Here is a 19,092-nt window from a genome sequence, read left to right as displayed (position 1 = left end):
TATTTGTGAATATCTGTTACAATGGAAAAAGACTATTAAAAAAGGACAGATGAATCATGGTGGATCAGCAAACGAAACGACCATTAGTACTTGCTTCATTAGTGCTATCCATGTTTATGGCTGCTATTGAAGGTACCATTGTCGCAACTGCAATGCCGAACATTGTAGCGGATCTAGGTGGATTCAGCTTGTACAGCTGGGTGTTTTCAAGCTTTTTATTAATGCAGGCAGTAACCACAATGATATATGGAAAATTAGCAGATTTATTCGGCAGAAAGCCTGTATTTATCATTGGTGTGCTCATTTTCTTATTTGGAACTACTGCTTGTGGATTTGCTCCAACAATGGGAGCACTAATTGTATTCCGGCTTATACAAGGACTAGGCGCGGGTGCAATTCAGCCTATTGTTACAACCATTGTTGGTGATATGTATACAGTCGAAGAACGAGCGAAAGTACAAGGATACCTTGCTAGTGTTTGGGGAATTTCTTCAGTAGTTGGGCCTTTAATTGGTGGCATTATCGTACAATTTATTGACTGGGCCTGGATTTTCTGGATGAACATACCTATCGGAATAATTGGTTTACTCGGTGTAGTATTATTCTTTCATGAGAAAGTTGACACTGAACAAAAGTCTGTTGACTATCTTGGATCAAGCCTTTTTTTCGTTGCCATTTCAGCCTTAATTATCGTCTTTGTACAAGCAGGTTCTGGCTGGGCTTGGTTATCTCTTGAGAATATTAGTCTAATCATCTTGTTTCTCGTGTCCATTTCTTTATTTATTTGGCAAGAGAACCGAGCAAAAGCAGCAATGATGCCTCTTTACTTATGGAAAAACAAGTTGATTGTAATCGCTAATCTAGCCACGTTGCTGTCTGGGATGATTATATTAGGTTTGTCCAGTTTTCTTCCGACATATGTACAAGGGGTCATGGGTGAATCCGCCATTGTGGCCGGATTTACATTAAGTACATTATCCATTGGCTGGCCTATCTCCGCGACGCTGGCAGGACATCTCGTACTTAAGATTGGCTTTCGACTTACGGCATTCGCCGGTGGATTCGCATTATTCATCGGTACATTCTTATTCTTTCTTTTGGATGCAGACAAAGGCCCTGTTTATGCTGGGCTAAGTTCCTTTATCGTTGGAGTTGGAATGGGGCTATCCTCTACCACCTTCATTGTCTCGATTCAAAATACAGTCTCCTGGCATGCCCGAGGAGTAGCTACGAGTCTTAACATGTTTATGCGAATTATTGGAAGTGCGGTTGGTGCAGCTTTGCTCGGTGGTATTCTAAATATCCAGTTAAAAGGCTATTATCAGCAAAAAGGTGAAGATCTTGACATTGCCAGTACAGATGTATTGTTAGATGAAGGTATGCGTGAGTCAATTACTGCAGAGACACTAGAAGCAATGCAGGAAGGTTTAACCTATGCATTACATACTGTTTATACAGGACTATTCGTGATCGGAACGTTAACATTCATTATTCTTTGGTTTTTCCCACAAGTAAGCGTAGATAATAATGATTCTACTTAAAAAGAAAATAAGCACTTCTGTAAACCTTAAAGAACAGGGATATTTTGCGCCATAAGAATATCCCGGTTCTTTGTTTAAAATGTTTGAAAAACAGATGGACACTCGGCATCGGTCGGCGAGAAGAAGCAATGGCTTTTAAAACGCCCGGAATTCCATTGTCCATATCATTGTGCTGGACAGCTCCCCTCAGGTCTGAAAAACCATAATGAGTTAGAAGCAGGATGTGTGCGTTCACCATCGATCGATCTTCTCGCTAAGCGAATATCTTTCTCCCTTGCCCTTTGATAAAAATAGCCTTTCTGTGTCGCTTCAAATCCACCAGGACTCTGATATACCATCCGGTTAATCGAATTAATGTCAGTAAAATCTAAACAAGCTGCCTTCACCCGGTTAACGCCAACATTACCCACCATTAACATTCCAAGCTGGCCATCACCTTCAGCTTCTGCTCTCATCAATCTTGCCAACAATTTCACATCAGCATCGTTTGCCTTAATTACTGTCATAAAGAATACTTCCCTCTATTCCCTTTATATTCAGGGACACTAAAATGATGAATATCCATTGGCCAACTTCCTATGTAAACGATTCCGGTATATGCTATACTGATGATAAGGAGGTGTTTTGATTGGAATTAAGTAATTTTATTCTGCATAATGACATCTTACTATTCCACGCCATCATTGCCAATCAGGAATATGTATTTACCGTAAAGTGGAAAGCGCTTGAAAATAAAAAAGGCGGAGAATGGGAATTAAAGTCTTATCTTAACCATTCCACCGGTCAACAGGATTTAAATGAAGTCCAGCTTCAACAGCTAATCGATAGGCTAAACCCAACGTGGAACTTCGATAAAGACCAGGAACAACTCCGAAACGCAACAAAAAATGACTAGTAATGATAAAATCACTAGTCATCCTTTTTAACTGAAAGTTTGAATGGTTTCCTTTTGTTCTTGAAACCAACGGATTTTTTCTCTTAATCTAACGACTTCCCCAACCACGATCATCGACGGATTACTGATTTCATCTAACCTTTCAGATACCGTAGCCAAATCAGCTGCAATTGATTTCTGATGCGAAAACGTACCCCAATGAATGATTGATACTGGCGTTGTTTCTACAAGGCCAGCTTGCACTAATTTCTCACAAATAATTGGAAACTTTCGCACTCCCATATAAAAGCATAGTGTATCAGCACCAAGTGCTAAGTGTCGCCATTGTTCATCCGTTTTTCCGTCTGGGTCAGAACCATTGATAAAGCTTACTGAACCGCTGATCGTCCTGTGCGTAAGAGGTATTCCTGCATAGGCAGCAGCACTTATAGCAGATGTGATGCCTGGTACTACTTCATACTCTATTTGATGTTCTTCTAAATGTAGCGCTTCTTCCCCGCCACGGCCGAAGATAAAAGGGTCTCCTCCTTTTAATCTCGTAACCGTTTTACCTTTTTTAGCATGATAAATCAATTGCTCGTTTATTTTCTCCTGTATCAATCCATGTTTCCGAGGCATTTTCCCACAAAAAATCAGCTCAGCATCTGCCTTGGCATAATCTAATAATGAATGATTAACAAGCCGATCATACAGAATCACATCTGCTTCCTTGATCGCTCGAACACCTTTTACCGTGATTAATTCTTCATCTCCTGGTCCTGCTCCCACTAAATACACTTTCCCCATGTTGATCCCATCCTTTTCCTGTAATTGCTTTTGCAGGTTTTTCTCTGTATCTAACTAAAATATAAGTTGCTACGATCGATAATACTACTAATACGACCTGTTCAAAACTTTGTTGTACGATAATCTCTGTCAATATAAAGGAAATGACAAGAGAGACAATCGGTGAGGTAACCCATACTTTCGCAATTTGATGAATCACCTTTTGCTTCCAAATCGAGGATACATCTTTGCTCGCTCCGATACCAACAATCGCAGATGTGGTAACCTGTGTCATCGGAATTGGGACACCAAGTAAAGAAGCAGCGACAACAAGACCACCTGTAGCTCCTGAAATTACCACACCATTCCCAAGTGACAAGGAGGTAATCTTTTTTGCATTGGTTTCGATAACTCTGCCCCCGAAAAAAATACTTCCCAACGCTACCACCAGCGCCATTAATGGCAAGCCCGTTTCCATCGATGCAATACCAGCTCCCACCAAGGGGCCTAATGCATTTGCAACATTATTCATACCGGCAGCAACCGCTTCAATCGCACCAGTTATAATCAATAAACATGCTAATACTTTTACTGGTGGCCGGATCGTAAAACGATTGGCAAATTTATTTCTAATTTTCTCTAAGCTCAATGTAATCAGAAAAGCTGCTAAAGGAACGATCAACCAAAAAGAAACGATCATTAATATGTTTTGAAAATGTAATTGTTGATAGCTTATCCCAACACCAATAATAGCTCCTACGGTCACTTCACTAGTCGATAGCGGGATGCCGATGTAATTTGTAATGAGTAATGTAAAAGCAGATACGACTAATATGATACAGGCTACTTTCACATCCAATATCGATTCCGGAATTATTCCTTTACCAAGCGTCTTCGTTACATGCTCCCCTCCTAGAACAGCCCCCGTTATGGCACCTGCTCCAGCAATCCATAATGCATGCTTTCGCTTTTTTATTACTTTTGATCCATAAGCAATACTCATACTTGCTGCTGATCCACTTGCTCCTATATTAAAGGCAAACAAACATGCAGCTAAAATCGCAACGAACGTTAACATCTTTCATCCCAACTTTCAGCTATTGTCTATCAATTTTTAATACTATTACACTATTACCCATCTGAAAACTCGGATTAATACCTATAAAAAATCCTACTTGACGATGAAGTAGGAGTCTGTTCCACTTATCTGTCAAGTTATACCTGCTGGATTTAGCACAGTGCATTTAAAGCCTGTTGCTGAGAATTCATAGGGCCAGTTCCCTCCTTCTCTCTCGATAAGATGCTATACTATTTTCATAATTTTCCACTAAATTTGTGTTGTACTTACTATAATAGATAGAACAAGGATTGTCAATGGGTTCCATAAAAATATTTTTTTGTATCACTGTTGTAATTTCTTCCTAAATAAGGTACAATTAATGTATTAAATTTCCATGAAAATATAATCTTATCAAGAGAGGTTTAGGGACTGGCCCGATGATACCTCAGCAACCAGCAAACTATTGTATGGTGCTAATTCCAGATGGTTTTTGCCAAAGATAAGAGATGCTGCCTGACATAAAGGAGGTCTTCTACTTATCGAAGACCTCTTTTTTTATTTATAGAAAGGATGTACATAATATGAATCAAATTGAAACCATTCTTGCCCAAATTGGCAACAGAAAAGATCCACGAACAGGTGCAGTAGAAGCACCAATCTATTTATCTACCGCTTACCAGCATCCAACGCTTGGACAGTCAACCGGGTACGATTATACGCGAACAGCGAATCCTACCCGGGAAATTGTGGAAGAAGCAATCGCTTCATTAGAAAAAGGTGTGCAAGGATTTGCCTGTTCTTCAGGTATGGCTGCCATTCAATTAGTCTTTTCCTTATTTAAACATGGAGACGAAATTCTCGTAACGGAAGACATTTATGGTGGCAGCTACCGCTTATTTCAACACTTACAGCAATCTTATCAAGTTACACCAGTATATGTCAGTCCGGAGAATGTGGAACGACATATTACCCCAAATACGAAAGCAATCTTTATTGAAACACCGACTAATCCATTGTTAATGGAGATCGATATCCAGTATATAGCGGCAATTGCCAAAAAGCATGATGCCTTGCTGATCGTAGATAATACGTTCTATACACCATATCTGCAGCAGCCATTAACGGAAGGTGCAGATATTGTCATACATTCTGCAACGAAGTACCTTGGTGGCCATAACGATGTCTTAGCAGGACTTGTTGCTGTCAAGGATCATGAGCTCGGTGAGCAGCTTTTTTATTTACATAATGCCATTGGAGCGGTGTTATCTCCATTGGATAGTATGTTACTGATTAGAGGAATGAAAACCTTGACGTTACGATTAGAACGCCAACAGCAAAACGCTCAGATTCTGGCAGCTTTTCTGCGTGAACATGACAAAGTGAGAGATGTCTTATACCCCGGAAAAGGAGCAATGATCAGTTTTCGCGTTACTGATAATAGCCTAATTGCACCGTTTCTGGAACAATTAAAAGTCATTTCCTTTGCCGAGAGTCTTGGAGGTGTGGAGAGCTTCATCACCTATCCAACAACTCAGACGCATGCTGATATCCCGAAAGATGAATTAGAACGTCGAGGTATTAGCGACACATTACTACGTTTTTCGGTAGGAATTGAAAATATTGAAGACCTTAAATCTGATCTAGATCAAGCATTAGGAGGGAAATAAATGACACATAAAAAAGAAACATTATTAGCCCATGGAGGAAATCAGCAAGGTTATCATGAGAAATATACAGGAGCAGTAAATCCACCAATCTATGTATCTTCTACTTACCACCAGCAAGAGTTACATGAATTCGGCCCATATGATTATAGCCGCTCAGGTAATCCAACTCGTGATCAGCTTGAAGCAACGATTGCTAAGTTGGAAAATGGGGTTGCTGGTTTTGCCTTTTCGTCCGGAATGGCGGCTATATCTTCTGCATTTATGCTATTAGAAACTGGAGATCATATTGTCATCAGTAAGGATGTATATGGTGGTACATTCCGATTTGTCACCAAATTGTTAGCACAATTTTCAATTGAACATACTTTTGTCGATATGACAAACTTATCAGAGGTGGAGGAAGCGATTCAGCCGAATACTAAAGTTATTTATATTGAAACACCTGCTAATCCTTTATTACAAATAACAGATATCCGTGCTGTTGTATCATTAGCGAAAGAAAATGACTGTTTTACGTTTCTGGATAATACTTTTATGACGCCTTTATATCAGCAGCCACTTGATTTAGGTGTTGATATCGTCTTACACAGTGCTACTAAATTTTTATCAGGACACAGTGATATTGTAGCCGGCTTAGCAGTGACCAAAAGTGAAGAACTTGCTGGCAGACTGAAATTTGTTCAAAATACGTACGGCGCTATCTTAGGTGCAAAGGATTGCTATCAATTACTGCAAGGAATGAAAACCTTGGAACCGCGTTTTCAAAAAAGTGCCAGCTCCGCAGAAAAAATTGCCTCAAACTTAACAGAGCTGGAAGGCATTGACCATGTCTATTATCCGGGATTAAAGAATCATCCTGGCGCTGCCATTCATGCCAGTCAATCGACAAGTGCGGGAGCAGTACTTTCGTTTACTTTACAAGAACATATCGATCCTGAACAATTTGTAAGTAATATGACAATACCAGTCTTTGCCGTCAGCTTAGGTGCAGTTGAGTCGATATTGTCCCACCCTGCAACAATGTCTCACGCAGCAATGCCTCCACATGAAAGAGAAGCACGAGGTATTAGTCACCGATTATTCCGTCTATCGGTAGGCGTAGAAGACGTTAATGATTTACTAACAGATATCACCAACAGCCTGACAGTCAGTGTTAAAGAATCCATTTCGAAATAAGCATAAACAAGCCAGGACACCAATATGTTCATGTTCCTTTTCAAAACATTGATAAATTGGTGAGCATCTATTGGAGGCTAGGATACCGCTCCGGAAGACTGCATACTCTTGCCTTCCGGAGCGTGTTCGTGTTGAATGAGCACTCATCTTGATACTTTTGTAACCTGCCATTTCGCATGATAAGGATCAAGTATACAAGAATAGCCGGGGTTAACGCCAATATAAGAAAAACCGAGAAAGCTCACCCGGTCCTAACAAACATAAATAATATACAACTACCTGTAATATGGATTATGTTAAGTGGCCCATAGCTGTCATTTTGGAATGATTCATGTGCTAGGACACCTTTGCCAGCCACTTTCCGCCCTGTGAGAGTCTATGTGCCGGCCTGCGGCTATGGAACAGACTTTTGAAGGAGACAAAACCAGCCGGGAAACACCATCATTTGTCTTCTTTCTTTTTAAACACTACAAATCTCTGGTGTCTGCTCCCCACTTTTGGCTCCTTTCTCGCTAAACGATACTAATCTTTGGTGACTGCTCCCCACTTTTGTTTCCTTTCTCTTTAAACGATACAAATCTCGTGGCACCGCTTTCTACTTTTAGCTCCGGAAATATGCTCCGCGTCCTGTGGGGCACGGCTTCAGCTAACTTTGGAAAGAAAATTCTTTTCTTTTCAAAGTGGATCTTCAGCTCGCACTGATCCCACGGGAGTCTCCGCATATTTCCTGCGCTTAAGGAAGTGCTACAACGTATAAAACAGCTAAAAGCGGTGGTCCTAGGCATTATGTTATGAAATGATATTGTGATATTTATGGATGTGCTCAATTTGCTAGCTCTTACAAAAGTTGTAGCGTATCTTTCACAGCGTAGGCCAACCACGTAGACTCCCGCGGGACGTGCAGGTGCTAAAGATCCACTTTGTGAAGCGACCTTATTCACAAAGTTAGCTTCATCCGTGCCCCGCGGGACGCGAAGTGGTTGGCCGGAGCGGTATCATACCACTAAAAACATGTCAAAATGACTTCTAGGCTGGTTGACATAATCCATATTATAAGAACCCATCTTCATGTTCAGCATGATTACTTCTATGACTGTACTTATATACTTTCTCATTAGAAAAACCCGGCATTCGCTTTGTCTTTATCGAGTGCCAGGGCATTACTTATGCTTTGTACGTTCTAAATTTTCACTATCAATCTGTTTCATCGGTAATAAAAGAACATATAAAATATAAATCCGTGTTAACTCCGGCTTCAATTTAACCCATAATCAACCGAATTGCACCCAATGCAGCAAAGACTAATACGAGAACTTGAAACACTTTTTGTGGCATGATTTTGATCACCTTTACTCCTATTAATGCACCAATAATAATTGCTGGTACAAGTTTACTATTAAAGGCTATCGTTTCCCAGGTCACTATCCCTAATGATAAATAAAATGGCATTTTCACTAAGTTCACAAATAAGAAGAACCAAGCCCCTGTACCAACGAATTCTTTCTTTGGTAATCCTTTGACGATTAAATAAATCGCCATGACCCCTCCTGCTGCGTTACCAATCATTGTGGCAAAACCAGCTGTTATTCCCATTAGAAAGGTAAACAATTTTGATTTAGGCAGCATTTCCACGAACCGCTCTCCCATTTTCTCACGACTAATATGTAAAACAATTAATGCAAGTACTAAAATTCCGATCAGAGGCTTCAATTGCTCACTGCTAATAAAAAATAATACAACATAGCCTATTAAAATTCCGATCAGTACCCAAGGAACAAGGGAAAATAAATACCGCCAAACAACATTTCTACGATAATAGATCACTGCGAATAAATCACCGACGATAAGTAATGGCAGTAAAATGCCAATCGATTCACGTGCAGGGAAAAGCATCATAAAAATGGTGACTACCAGAATACCCATACTTGCTACACCTGCTTTGGCAAATCCAATTAATAAAGCAGAAAAAATAATAATAATCCATTCCATAACGGTTAAATCAAACATGTGCAACACCTCATTATTCACTTTTTAACACTATCTTAACAATCGATAATCTTGCCTTTCATCTAGCGTTTCGAGTAGCTGGTCCGGCTCATCATCAACAGTAATGATTCTACCTTGAAATGCGAGTACTTGATCATCTAATATTCGTTCTATCCAAACAGGTGCTGCTACATCTTTCTCTTCCGCAAAAAGTTCTGACACCTTTGATAAGTACTGCTTCCCTGCTTCACTATTTCTTATGTGCATGGTCATGTCTGTATCATTCAAACCTGGTTCAAAGGCATATACATCAACATTTGTATCGCTTAATTCGACTGCTAAGTTTTCTGTGAACCTTGCAATCGCGGTCTTCGATGTACTATAACCATTCCCGTATGGAAAATCGGTTCGTGATCCACCACCAATAATATTAATAATTTTACCAGTACCTTGTTCAAGCATGGCTTGCGTAACCACCGAAGAGCAATGGTACGTTCCAATCACGTTGGTCATGATATCCTGGGTGAACTCATTCGATCCGACTTCCCATGTAGGTCCTATCGCCTGAAAAGAACCAGCATTGTTTATCCATACATCGATCTTCCCAAATGTATCCAACACATAAGACAGCGTTGTATGGACTTCTTCAATTTTCGTCACATCCATTGCTACCATGCGGTGTTCTTCCGAATACGTAAGCAGTTGTTGACGAACTTCATTCAACAGCTGCTCATCACGACCGGCTCCTATTACAATATAATTTCTTTTGGCAAAATAAAGCGCCATGTTACGACCAATGCCTTTTGTCGCGCCTGTAATAAATATAATACGCTTTTTCATTCCTTCACCTCTATTCCACTATTAATCCATGAACTTATTAAACTACAATATTCACGATACACCAGATTAGCAGAAAACTAATCATCATTGTCAGGTTAGAAGCCGTACCAACCATTCGCTGATTATAACCAAACATAATCGCATAAGGTAATACCGATGCAGGTGTTGGCAAAATAAAGCCAATCAATAATGTGAATTTAAACATATCCTCCACTGGCAACCATACATAACAAGCGAACCCGCTTATTAACCCTATGCCATATTTGGTTAACAAAAATTTACTCAGCAGCTTACCATAACCTTTCGCAAATGAAAAATTTAAATATAACCCTAACAGTAATAAAGACAGCGGCATATTCGCCACAGAGATAACACTTGTCACATTCAATACCTCGTCCGGCAAGGAAAAGTTGAAAATATTAAGTAAACACATAATCAAATAGGTTTGTAGCGGAATCGATTTAGCCAGTTTCAAAATAATCGAACGTGTCTCCAACATCCCTGCATTTCCAGCATAGACTCCTGCAATGATATAGCTTAGACCAAATACAATAAAGGCATTTCCCACATCAAACATACCAAAATATTGAAGTCCTTCAAAGCCAAATAAACCTTCTACAAGTGGATAAGCAAATAAACCAATGTTCAGACCAGGTACCATCATACCAAATGTACCTTTCATATCCTTGCTATGTTTTCTGAAAACAAACAGTCCTGCTAAAGCATTGAAGACACCATAAATAAAAGCGATAACAATTAAATAAAATAAGGAAGGGGTAAACTCCATATCATTAAAAGTAACAATAATGAGACAAGGTAACGTCAAATTAAAGATAACTCGTGCAATACCTTCTCCATCTTTTTCTTTTACAATGTTCATTCTTTTCAATAGATAACCAATTGCAATGATAACAATTGATATGAAAAATTGTTCATTAAAACCATTCATGATCTCTATCTCCCATCTCTGACTATTCCACTATAACATATTGATATAATATTCATAATGATCTCAATTTTTTGACAGATAGTTATCCAGGATGTACCATAAATTATGGATTTATTTGATAATAAAAGGAAGGGAGGCACTGTTTTTTTCTCTACAATTTTTGAGAAAAAAAGAATATGATGACGGAAACTTGGTACTTTATTGATACAGGGAAACAATCGCCTGCATATAACATGGCGGTAGATGAATGTTTATTACGATGGCACAGTGAAAAGCTGATTCCTCCCATTATTCGATTTTACCAATGGACGCCCGCTGGGTTATCGATTGGATATTTCCAAAAGACAACGAATAAAATAGATTTGGAAGCCATAAATCGGCACAACATAGGTTTGGTCAGAAGACTTACTGGTGGCAGAGCAGTCCTGCATGATAATGAATTAACCTACAGTATTATTGTCTCAGAAGATCATCCTAAAATGCCTCGATCGGTTAAAGAGGCGTACTTAGTACTATCCAAAGGCTTGTTAAATGGTTTTCAAGAATTAGGAATTGAAGCAGATTTTTCGATACCTAAAGACAAACGGTCATCCTCACAATCGGCAGTTTGTTTCGAAGAACCTTCCTGGTATGAATTAGTAGTAGACAGTAAAAAAGCTGCAGGAAGTGCACAAACCAGAAAAAACGGAGTAATCTTACAGCATGGTTCCATACCACTTACAGTCGATAACCACCAGCTCTATGATCTATTTATTTATCGGAATGAACAAGTCAAACAAAGAGCACGAGAAGCATTTCAAGGAAAAGCGATCTCACTAAACGATGCTGCTAAACGTAATATTTCGATGGCAGAAGCGCAGGATGCTTTCAAGAACGGTTTTGAAAAAGGCTTAGATATACAATTGCAAGCCTTCCACTTAAATGAAGAACAGCAACAGGAAATAGAAACATTAATGCGTAACAAATATCTACAGAATGAATGGAATCTTTCCAGATAGGAGTGAAAGTCATGGCGAAGAAAGAAGAACATGTGCGTAAACCTGATTGGCTCAAAATAAAAATTAATACAAACAAATCGTATAACCGTTTGAAGCATTTAATGAGAGATAAACGATTAAATACTGTATGCGAAGAGGCAAGGTGTCCGAATATACATGAATGTTGGAGTGAACGAAAAACCGCTACATTTATGATATTAGGTGATACTTGTACAAGAGGTTGCCGATTCTGTGCAGTAAAAACAGGTCTCCCTAATGAATTAGACTGGGGAGAGCCTGCCAGAGTTGCTGAATCTGTTGAAATTATGGGATTAAAGCATGTGGTAGTAACCGCGGTTGCACGTGATGATTTAAAGGACGGCGGTGCCGCTGTTTTCGCCGAAACAGTTAGACAGATAAAAGCAAAAGTACCTGGCTGTACGATAGAAATATTACCTTCTGATATGAAAGGGGATTATGAGAGTTTACATAATTTGATGGACAGTGCCCCTGATATTTTTAACCACAATATCGAAACCGTTCGGCGATTAACGAAAAAAGTTCGTGCTATTGCCATGTATGATCGCTCATTAGAATTATTGCGTCGCGTGAAGGAGATTGCCCCTAATACACCTACCAAATCGAGTCTAATGGTAGGATTAGGAGAAACAAAAGAGGAGATCATCGAAACGATGGATGACCTACGTGCTAACAATGTAGATATCATGACAATTGGCCAATATTTGCAACCAACAAAGAAACATTTAAATGTAGAACGCTATTATCACCCAGACGAATTTGAAGAATTAAAACAGATTGCATTATCGAAAGGCTTTAGGCATTGTGAAGCAGGACCGCTTGTCCGCTCTTCCTATCATGCTGATGAACAGGTCAATCAATCATCTGCCCAACGCCGTATTAAATACATGAAAGGCTATGAGGAATCCAGCGGAGAGCAATTAAATAACTTTACATTTTAGCATATCCAACAATCGAGGAGAAAAAGATGAACAACTTTAAAGCTTTATTCTTAGATATTGACGGGACTATCCTAAAGCAGGATCATTCCATAGAAGCATCTACTAAAAAAGCAGTGAAACAAGCTCAGACAAATGGAATAGAAGTTTTTCTTGCTACTGGTCGTCCACTTCATGAGATTGATGAAATTGCCGACACCTTACAAATCGATTCGTTGATTGGTTATAATGGTGCCTATGCGATTTATAACGGCAATACCATGGTGAACGAACCATTAGATGGCGCAATGATTGATCATTATCTGGAAGTCGCCAAGCAACAGCAACATGAAATGATATTGTATACTAAGGGATTAAATCTGTTAACCAATAGGACAAAAGAATATGTAAAGGAATTTATCAACTATTTCCATCTTAAGGATTGTCAATTATATGAACAGCACTTTCGCGATGATATCCTGGGAATTACCGTCATGAATGTGAAACCGCACGAACCGGTATTATATGACCTTGCTAACGAGAATATCTATTTTTCTCAAGTTAATGTCAAAGGACTTGAACACAACTATGATGTCATTCGTGAAAATGTCAATAAAGGCTTTGCGATTCAACATACTTTGAAGCAGTTAGCTATAGAACCGTCTCAAGCCATTGCATTTGGTGATGGCATGAACGATAAGCAAATGTTACAAGCCGTCGAGTACAGCTTTGCAATGGGAAATGCCAATCCAGAATTATTTGCCTATGCTAAGTATAAAACAACCTCCGTTGAAGACTCCGGTATTTACAACGGACTCGCAACGCTTGGTATTGTGTAACTAAAAAATCCTATAAGTTAAGTTTAATAATACGGGTTATGTAAAGTGATACTGTTTAACAATTTGGCTATTTTGAAATTTTTCACGTGCTTAGCAAAGCTCCGGAAATATGCTCCGCGTCCTGTGGGGGCAGATGTTTTACTTTCAAATGATGATTATATACTATCTTCGCTGATATAAGAGCACACAAAAAAACCAGCTTCTTTTCAAAAGCTGGTTTTTTTGTGTTTTGTAAAACAGACACCTTAAATGGATAGGGGAGCAACAAGCTATCATACATATAAGCAGGCTAAAGTGGACTAATTTTTAGGCTTACATGTATTGTATTAATTAATGAACTTTCCACATTCACTAACTAATAAGTTACATATAATATAACAAAGGAATTTATATACCAATACACTTTTGTTAATATATCTAACAATGTTTTTTTCAGGCTTATTCACCGCCCATTTTTTAAAAATATGGTCATTTACCCTAACTTATTTCCATGACAGACATACATTATATAGTGATAACACACAAGGAGGTTGATTTTAGATGAGTTACTACGGATGCAATCCATGCGGTGGATACGGTAGTGGATATGGTTACGGCGGTGGATATGGCAGCGGTTTTGCCTTAATCGTTGTACTATTCATTTTGTTAATTATTGTTGGTGCTTCTTTCTATAGCTAATATAAATAGAGGCAGGGTACCCTACTCCACCTAAAAAGAAGATCCCCTTTCTTTCCTAAGGGGGATCTTCTTATTTATTTCAGGAGAAAAAAGATGCTTCATTTAACATTCGAACATGATAAACTCCACCGGCAATAGCATCTTCCTTTGCAGAAAATGTCACGGTTACATAGTCTTTATCTGCGAGTAAACGTGATGGGATCGGATACCTTTTTCCGTATAATGCTCCGATGTTTGGTTTTGTAAAGTGCTCCGTTGCAATAACTTCTCCTTCCAACAGAATATCAAAGTGTCTTTGATAACTTCGACCATTTTCCTCCATGGTGAAATCACCCCGATTATACGTAACATATAAATACATTTCCCGATCCTGCTCTACTTTCAATTGGTAGCTGAAATAGCCACCATCTCGCGCATCACGCCAACCACTATGCACATCATTGTTATAGCCGGAGCTTGAACGGACTGCTTGCATATGATGTTCGATCTCTGGCTGTTGTTCATGAGGCGTTACTTCATCCACAATAATTTGCTGCTCTTTCGCCTTTCGCTTTAATTCTGCATCTCCACGCTCTTTATAAAGCGCATGTGACATCACATACCAATAAATTGTATATCGCTCATGATGAATATCATAAAATGGCTTTAGCTTCATCCGTTGCTGACCGGGATAACCAATCGCATCTGTTTCGAAATAAAGTCTGCCTTGATCCGTACAAGTTACTTGTTCCTCCAGTGGACTGTCTGTAACTAGTGTTGGTACGTTGATTAACGGATGATGGTTTAAAGCTAAGTGGTCTTCCAATATATCTCTCTCAGGATAGTTCTCTCTGCCTAATGCACCAGCTAAAATAATCGGTCCATACATCAGAACTTGTTTTGTACGATCGTCTTTAGCATAATAACGGTGCAGGTTCATTGGCAGTGAACATGTGATTTGATCACCATTTCGAAAATCAGCTCGAATCAACAGATACCCATTAGATTCAACAGGTGTTACTACTCGCCCGTTAAGCTTAATTACTATATCTCCAGCTGCCCAGGTTGGCTTTCGAATTGCTATTTCCTTGATTCCCTCATCAGCCTTCTCCATTTGAATGGTAGTAGATTCATGATAAGGAAATTTGGTTTGCTGATTAACTATAAGTTCACCGTCATTCCATTCAGCTGGAATAAACAAATGAACGTAGAGACGATTGTCAATCCTTTCAAAAATTCGGCGATTGTATCTTGCTGGGTTTTCCATGCCAGTTCCCGTACAACACCAAAAAGAGTGATCATGAGAATGATATACTTTAAAATGACCAGGCTGTGACGAAACAAAATATGTTTTCATTCCTGAATCCGGATCTTGAGAAGCCAATATATGATTATACAATGCCCGCTCGTAATAATCATAGTAATGAGCTGAAGGATTCCATTCAAATAGTAATTCCGTCAAAATTAGCATGTTATACGTATTACAAGTTTCTGTTGTCAAAATTCCTAACTCTTCATTGTTCTCTGGTCCGAAATGTTCTCTTATACTATTGCCCCCGATTGCATAAGTCCGGTAATGAACGACTTGATCCCAGAAATACTCTGCAATTGTTCTATATTTTTGATTTCCAGTAATATTATACAATTTAGCTGCCCCGATCACTTTAGGGAATTGGGTATTGGCATGTTTCCCCTCTAAGTCATCCTGTTTGTTAGCTAACGGATCTAACACAGCCCGATGATAAAAGCGTTCGGCTAACTCTAGATATCTCTTCTCTTCTGTTAACACATATAAATTAGCAAAAACCTCCATCATCCCACCGTGTTCACAAATTAACATTCTTTGAAATTGCTCTTCGTTCAAATATCTTAAACCATTATAAGCCCAATCAGCAAGCCTTTTCACAATTTCCAGTGCACGATCATCTTTAAGTAATTGATAAACATCAATTAATCCCGCATAAATTTTATCAATTGAATACCACGGAACCCATGATCCTCCCAGATTAAAATGTCCCACTTCAAAATCACCAGTAAAGACTCGATCAAAACAGTCTCTTGGAAAACCGCTGACATAGCCATCCACATCAAAGGATTGAACGTTCGCTATTTCTGTTAGCGCGTAATCTATTTTTTCTTTCAATTGAGAATCTTCCGTGACACTGTACATAGCAGCAGCTGCTGATAGCCAGTGACCAAGTGAATGCCCTGCTATTTCTTTTTCTTCCCATCCGCCATAACGTATTTTTTTCGCTTGTTGGCCAGCTGCTTCGTAACAGGGCGCAATAAGACGGTCAACATCTAAATTGAGTAAATACTCTTTACCTTTAAGCTGTGATTGATTAAACATACTCTCTAATAATCGAATATTTTGCATAAATACCTACCTCCAAAATGAAACGTTGCCTCTAGTATGAAGTGAATCTCACCAAAAGTACATTCATTATTAATCTGATTACATATCTTTTTTTTGGAATTATGATAGACTATGATTAACAGTAAAAGAAAGGTTGATAATCATGGAACATTCCGTAGCAATTTGCAATCATTCTCTCCCACTCATTCAAGAAATTGCTCTAATGGAAGACAGGGATGGTATTTTAAAACACCCTGATCGTGTCCTGCCTGATTTACATGTATTTATTTATGTAACTAAGGGAAGACTTCAAGTTATCGAAGATGGAGAAGAATATATTCTAACGAAAGGAAGCTATCTTTTTCTTAGAAAGAATGTCCATCATTGGGGGGATGATTTCTATCAGCCAGGCTCGAACTGGTATTTTATACATTTTTACGACAACGAACCAGACCAATCGCTGCCTGAATATAATACCTTCGGAAAAACTTCTCTAATCCATCAGGATGAATATCAGACGAAAGTAACGATGCCGAAGAATGGTAAAGTGGCACATGCCGGGTATGCAGAAACACAGCTCGACCAATTAATCGAGTGGTATGAATCTCATCATCCAATGAGACCGATGCTGTTATCGATGCATGCTCATCAATTTTTTTTGGAGTTATATACACAGCGCCTTGAAGCTTATACCAATAAGAAATCTAATCGCATGGTAGCAAAAATGATTCAATTAATGGATGATCATGATGATCATAAACTGGCAAGTGATGAAATTGCCGATACCCTTGGCATGAACTATGCCTATCTGTCGACAATATTTAAACAACAGACAGGCAAGAGCATTACTCAATATCAAAATGAGCGGATAATAGAAAAAGCGATTCAATTGTTTCGAAAAGAAAATTATAATGTATCGGAAGTCAGTGATCTGTTAGGTTTCGCGAACCCTTTTTATTTCAGCCGTGTTTTTAAAAAAATTACCGGGATGTCCCCTTCAGTTTATTTAAAGCAAATCTACCGAGGATAGTGGGTCCTTACATGTTGATCATTCTATAAATATCTTGGATGAGTACAGTCATCGTAAGGATAGCCGTAGTAAAGTAAAGGCATGCCTTGGCTTTTTGTTCATTCCATCCTTCGACACCCATTATCAACATTAAAATACCAAGGCCAAATAGCATGTATGGGACAACGGTGTGATTATTAAAAAAATACTATACAAAGAAGTAAATAAAACGATAACTGCGATAAATTGGCGTAATAACTTTAACATGCTATCATCCTCGTCCTTTTGTTGTATACCTGTTCAGACATTAATTTCTTTTGTCATGAAAACACTATTCTCATCTTCTCTATAATCGGAGAACGGCTCACAATAACGGAAACCAAATTTTTTATAGAGCTTTCTCGCAGGGGCAAATGCAGCCATGGAACCTGTCTCTAAACTAAGACGTGCATATCCTCTGCGTTTCGCCTCTTCGATTATAAATTGCAACAAATGTGTTGAGATCCCTTTTCGCAAATGTTGAGACGAGGTTTTCATCGATTTTATCTCACCATTTGTCGCATTCAGCTCCTTTAATGCACCACACCCAAGTAATTGCTCCCCCTCCCACACCGCCCAGAACGTTATATCCGGTTTTCGTAATTCGTCTAGGTTTAGGGCATGGATACTTTCCGGTGGGGAATGCAATGTCATGCTTTTTAAATGATCGATAATTAATTCTTTTATTTCTGTCCCCTGTAAATTATCTTTTTTGATTTCCAACTGATTCTCCTCGTTTCACCCTTATATAATTAATAATTAACCCATATGATGCTTGATTCGTTCAACTACTGACTCATAAAACAAACTTTGATGTGGTACAAAATGATTTTTTCCAATGTTCCCTTCGATCCACTTTTTCGTATTATCTTTCACAGTGAAACCTTGCATGTGGATCTGTTCTTTTTCTCCGAGCCATAAATCCTCAAAATCCTTTAAAGTGACCTTTATTATGCCTGCTACCTCTTCTTCCTGAAGCGTAAAGTCCTCCAAATCAAAGGATCCTTGATTTAAAAATACATTTGCCATTTCTTTATCGATAAAATGCTGCTGTACATTGGTATACTTCATGATACCTAAGGAACTTAATTGATCAAAACGAAGTGTAACACCTAATTCTTCTTCAATTTCCCTAACCCCATCTTCAACCGTTTCATTCGCTAATAAATGACCTGCTGCAGTAATGTCAAAAAGGCCTGGATAGTCCTTTTTGCTATCACTCCGTAATTGTATATATACGTAATCTGTATTCGATTCTCTACTGATAAACCAGCAATGAAATACTTCATGCCAATAACCATATGTATGTACATCTGCACGAGAAGCAATTCCTGTATGCTTTTCGTTTTCGTCAAACACCTTCAGTAATTCCTGTTCCAT

Annotated in this window: 17 protein-coding genes, 1 pseudogene and 2 riboswitches; of the genes and pseudogenes, 9 read left to right on the top strand and 9 right to left on the bottom strand. The window is 38.7% G+C overall.

Translation table 11 applies throughout. From position 1 onward, the window contains the following. The first annotated feature begins 56 nt into the window (after positions 1-56). Positions 57-1,541 carry an MDR family MFS transporter gene (locus MUN88_RS13425; protein ID WP_244715853.1) on the top strand — a complete coding sequence of 495 codons (1,485 nt, stop codon included), beginning with the start codon at positions 57-59 and terminating at the stop codon, positions 1,539-1,541. A 74-nt stretch (positions 1,542-1,615) separates the two neighbouring features. Here MUN88_RS13425 and MUN88_RS13420 read toward each other — a convergent pair. Then, positions 1,616-2,047 (bottom strand): annotated as a pseudogene (locus MUN88_RS13420) (cell wall hydrolase). A gap of 122 nt (positions 2,048-2,169) precedes the next feature. On the opposite strand from MUN88_RS13420, the gene MUN88_RS13415 reads away from it, so the two are divergent. Then, entirely contained in the window at positions 2,170-2,436 is a 267-nt protein-coding gene (locus tag MUN88_RS13415; RefSeq protein WP_244715852.1) for a hypothetical protein, read from the top strand. Between the two features lie 27 nt (positions 2,437-2,463). On the opposite strand, the gene cobA is transcribed toward MUN88_RS13415, so the two are convergent. Further along, positions 2,464-3,222: a uroporphyrinogen-III C-methyltransferase gene (cobA, locus tag MUN88_RS13410; RefSeq protein WP_244715850.1), complete on the bottom strand. Its 759-nt coding sequence runs from the start codon at positions 3,220-3,222 to the stop codon at positions 2,464-2,466. Then, positions 3,182-4,279, bottom strand: a complete 1,098-nt coding sequence (locus MUN88_RS13405; RefSeq protein ID WP_244715848.1) for an inorganic phosphate transporter — start codon at positions 4,277-4,279, stop codon at positions 3,182-3,184. Before MUN88_RS13405 ends, cobA begins: the two co-directional genes overlap by 41 nt. 122 nt (positions 4,280-4,401) lie before the next feature. Further along, positions 4,402-4,503, bottom strand: a riboswitch (SAM riboswitch). 163 nt (positions 4,504-4,666) lie between these two features. Further along, a riboswitch (SAM riboswitch) is annotated at positions 4,667-4,767 on the top strand. Between the two features lie 75 nt (positions 4,768-4,842). Between MUN88_RS13405 and MUN88_RS13400 the strand changes: the two genes are divergently transcribed. After that, positions 4,843-5,928, top strand: a complete 1,086-nt coding sequence (locus tag MUN88_RS13400; protein ID WP_244715846.1) for a methionine biosynthesis PLP-dependent protein — start codon at positions 4,843-4,845, stop codon at positions 5,926-5,928. Next, the gene (locus MUN88_RS13395; RefSeq protein ID WP_244715844.1) at positions 5,929-7,104 is read left to right on the top strand and encodes an aminotransferase class I/II-fold pyridoxal phosphate-dependent enzyme; all 1,176 of its coding nucleotides are present in this window, start codon (positions 5,929-5,931) and stop codon (positions 7,102-7,104) included. It abuts the gene before it with no gap. A gap of 1,260 nt (positions 7,105-8,364) precedes the next feature. On the opposite strand, the gene MUN88_RS13390 is transcribed toward MUN88_RS13395, so the two are convergent. The 3 genes from MUN88_RS13390 to MUN88_RS13380 are packed head-to-tail and all read right to left on the bottom strand — an operon-like array spanning position 8,365 to position 10,879. After that, entirely contained in the window at positions 8,365-9,111 is a 747-nt protein-coding gene (locus tag MUN88_RS13390; RefSeq protein WP_244715842.1) for a sulfite exporter TauE/SafE family protein, read from the bottom strand. A 30-nt stretch (positions 9,112-9,141) separates the two neighbouring features. Then, complete coding sequence (locus tag MUN88_RS13385) at positions 9,142-9,930, bottom strand: SDR family NAD(P)-dependent oxidoreductase (protein WP_244715840.1); 789 nt, start codon at positions 9,928-9,930, stop codon at positions 9,142-9,144. 37 nt (positions 9,931-9,967) lie between these two features. Beyond that, entirely contained in the window at positions 9,968-10,879 is a 912-nt protein-coding gene (locus MUN88_RS13380; RefSeq protein ID WP_244715838.1) for an AEC family transporter, read from the bottom strand. 176 nt (positions 10,880-11,055) lie between these two features. On the opposite strand from MUN88_RS13380, the gene lipM reads away from it, so the two are divergent. The 4 genes from lipM (at position 11,056) to MUN88_RS13360 (ending at position 14,329) form a co-directional block, all read left to right on the top strand. Next, positions 11,056-11,877, top strand: a complete 822-nt coding sequence (gene lipM / locus MUN88_RS13375) for a lipoate--protein ligase family protein (RefSeq protein WP_244715836.1) — start codon at positions 11,056-11,058, stop codon at positions 11,875-11,877. Positions 11,878-11,888: 11 nt separating this feature from the next. Further along, entirely contained in the window at positions 11,889-12,836 is a 948-nt protein-coding gene (gene lipA / locus MUN88_RS13370) for a lipoyl synthase (protein WP_244715834.1), read from the top strand. 26 nt (positions 12,837-12,862) lie between these two features. Then, positions 12,863-13,651, top strand: coding sequence for a Cof-type HAD-IIB family hydrolase (locus tag MUN88_RS13365; RefSeq protein ID WP_244715832.1), 789 nt, complete (start codon positions 12,863-12,865; stop codon positions 13,649-13,651). 540 nt (positions 13,652-14,191) lie between these two features. After that, complete coding sequence (locus MUN88_RS13360) at positions 14,192-14,329, top strand: YjcZ family sporulation protein (RefSeq protein WP_244715830.1); 138 nt, start codon at positions 14,192-14,194, stop codon at positions 14,327-14,329. A 79-nt stretch (positions 14,330-14,408) separates the two neighbouring features. Here the strand turns inward: MUN88_RS13360 and MUN88_RS13355 are convergent, their stop codons facing one another. Continuing rightward, the gene (locus MUN88_RS13355; RefSeq protein WP_244715828.1) at positions 14,409-16,685 is read right to left on the bottom strand and encodes a glycoside hydrolase family 127 protein; all 2,277 of its coding nucleotides are present in this window, start codon (positions 16,683-16,685) and stop codon (positions 14,409-14,411) included. 142 nt (positions 16,686-16,827) lie between these two features. Here MUN88_RS13355 and MUN88_RS13350 point away from each other — a divergent pair, with 142 nt between their 5' ends. After that, entirely contained in the window at positions 16,828-17,694 is an 867-nt protein-coding gene (locus tag MUN88_RS13350) for a helix-turn-helix domain-containing protein (RefSeq protein ID WP_244715826.1), read from the top strand. A gap of 279 nt (positions 17,695-17,973) precedes the next feature. Here the strand turns inward: MUN88_RS13350 and MUN88_RS13345 are convergent, their stop codons facing one another. After that, a complete protein-coding gene (locus MUN88_RS13345) occupies positions 17,974-18,435 on the bottom strand; it encodes a GNAT family N-acetyltransferase (protein WP_244715824.1) in 462 nt (153 codons plus the stop codon). A 36-nt stretch (positions 18,436-18,471) separates the two neighbouring features. Then, positions 18,472-19,092, bottom strand: a complete 621-nt coding sequence (locus tag MUN88_RS13340) for an NUDIX hydrolase (protein ID WP_244715822.1) — start codon at positions 19,090-19,092, stop codon at positions 18,472-18,474.

Origin of the sequence: Gracilibacillus caseinilyticus (assembly GCF_022919115.1) — a bacterium.
GTDB classification, from domain to species: domain Bacteria; phylum Bacillota; class Bacilli; order Bacillales; family Amphibacillaceae; genus Gracilibacillus; species Gracilibacillus caseinilyticus.
The sequence above is the reverse complement of the archived record's forward strand: the minus strand, read 5'-3'. Positions and strand labels throughout refer to the sequence as shown.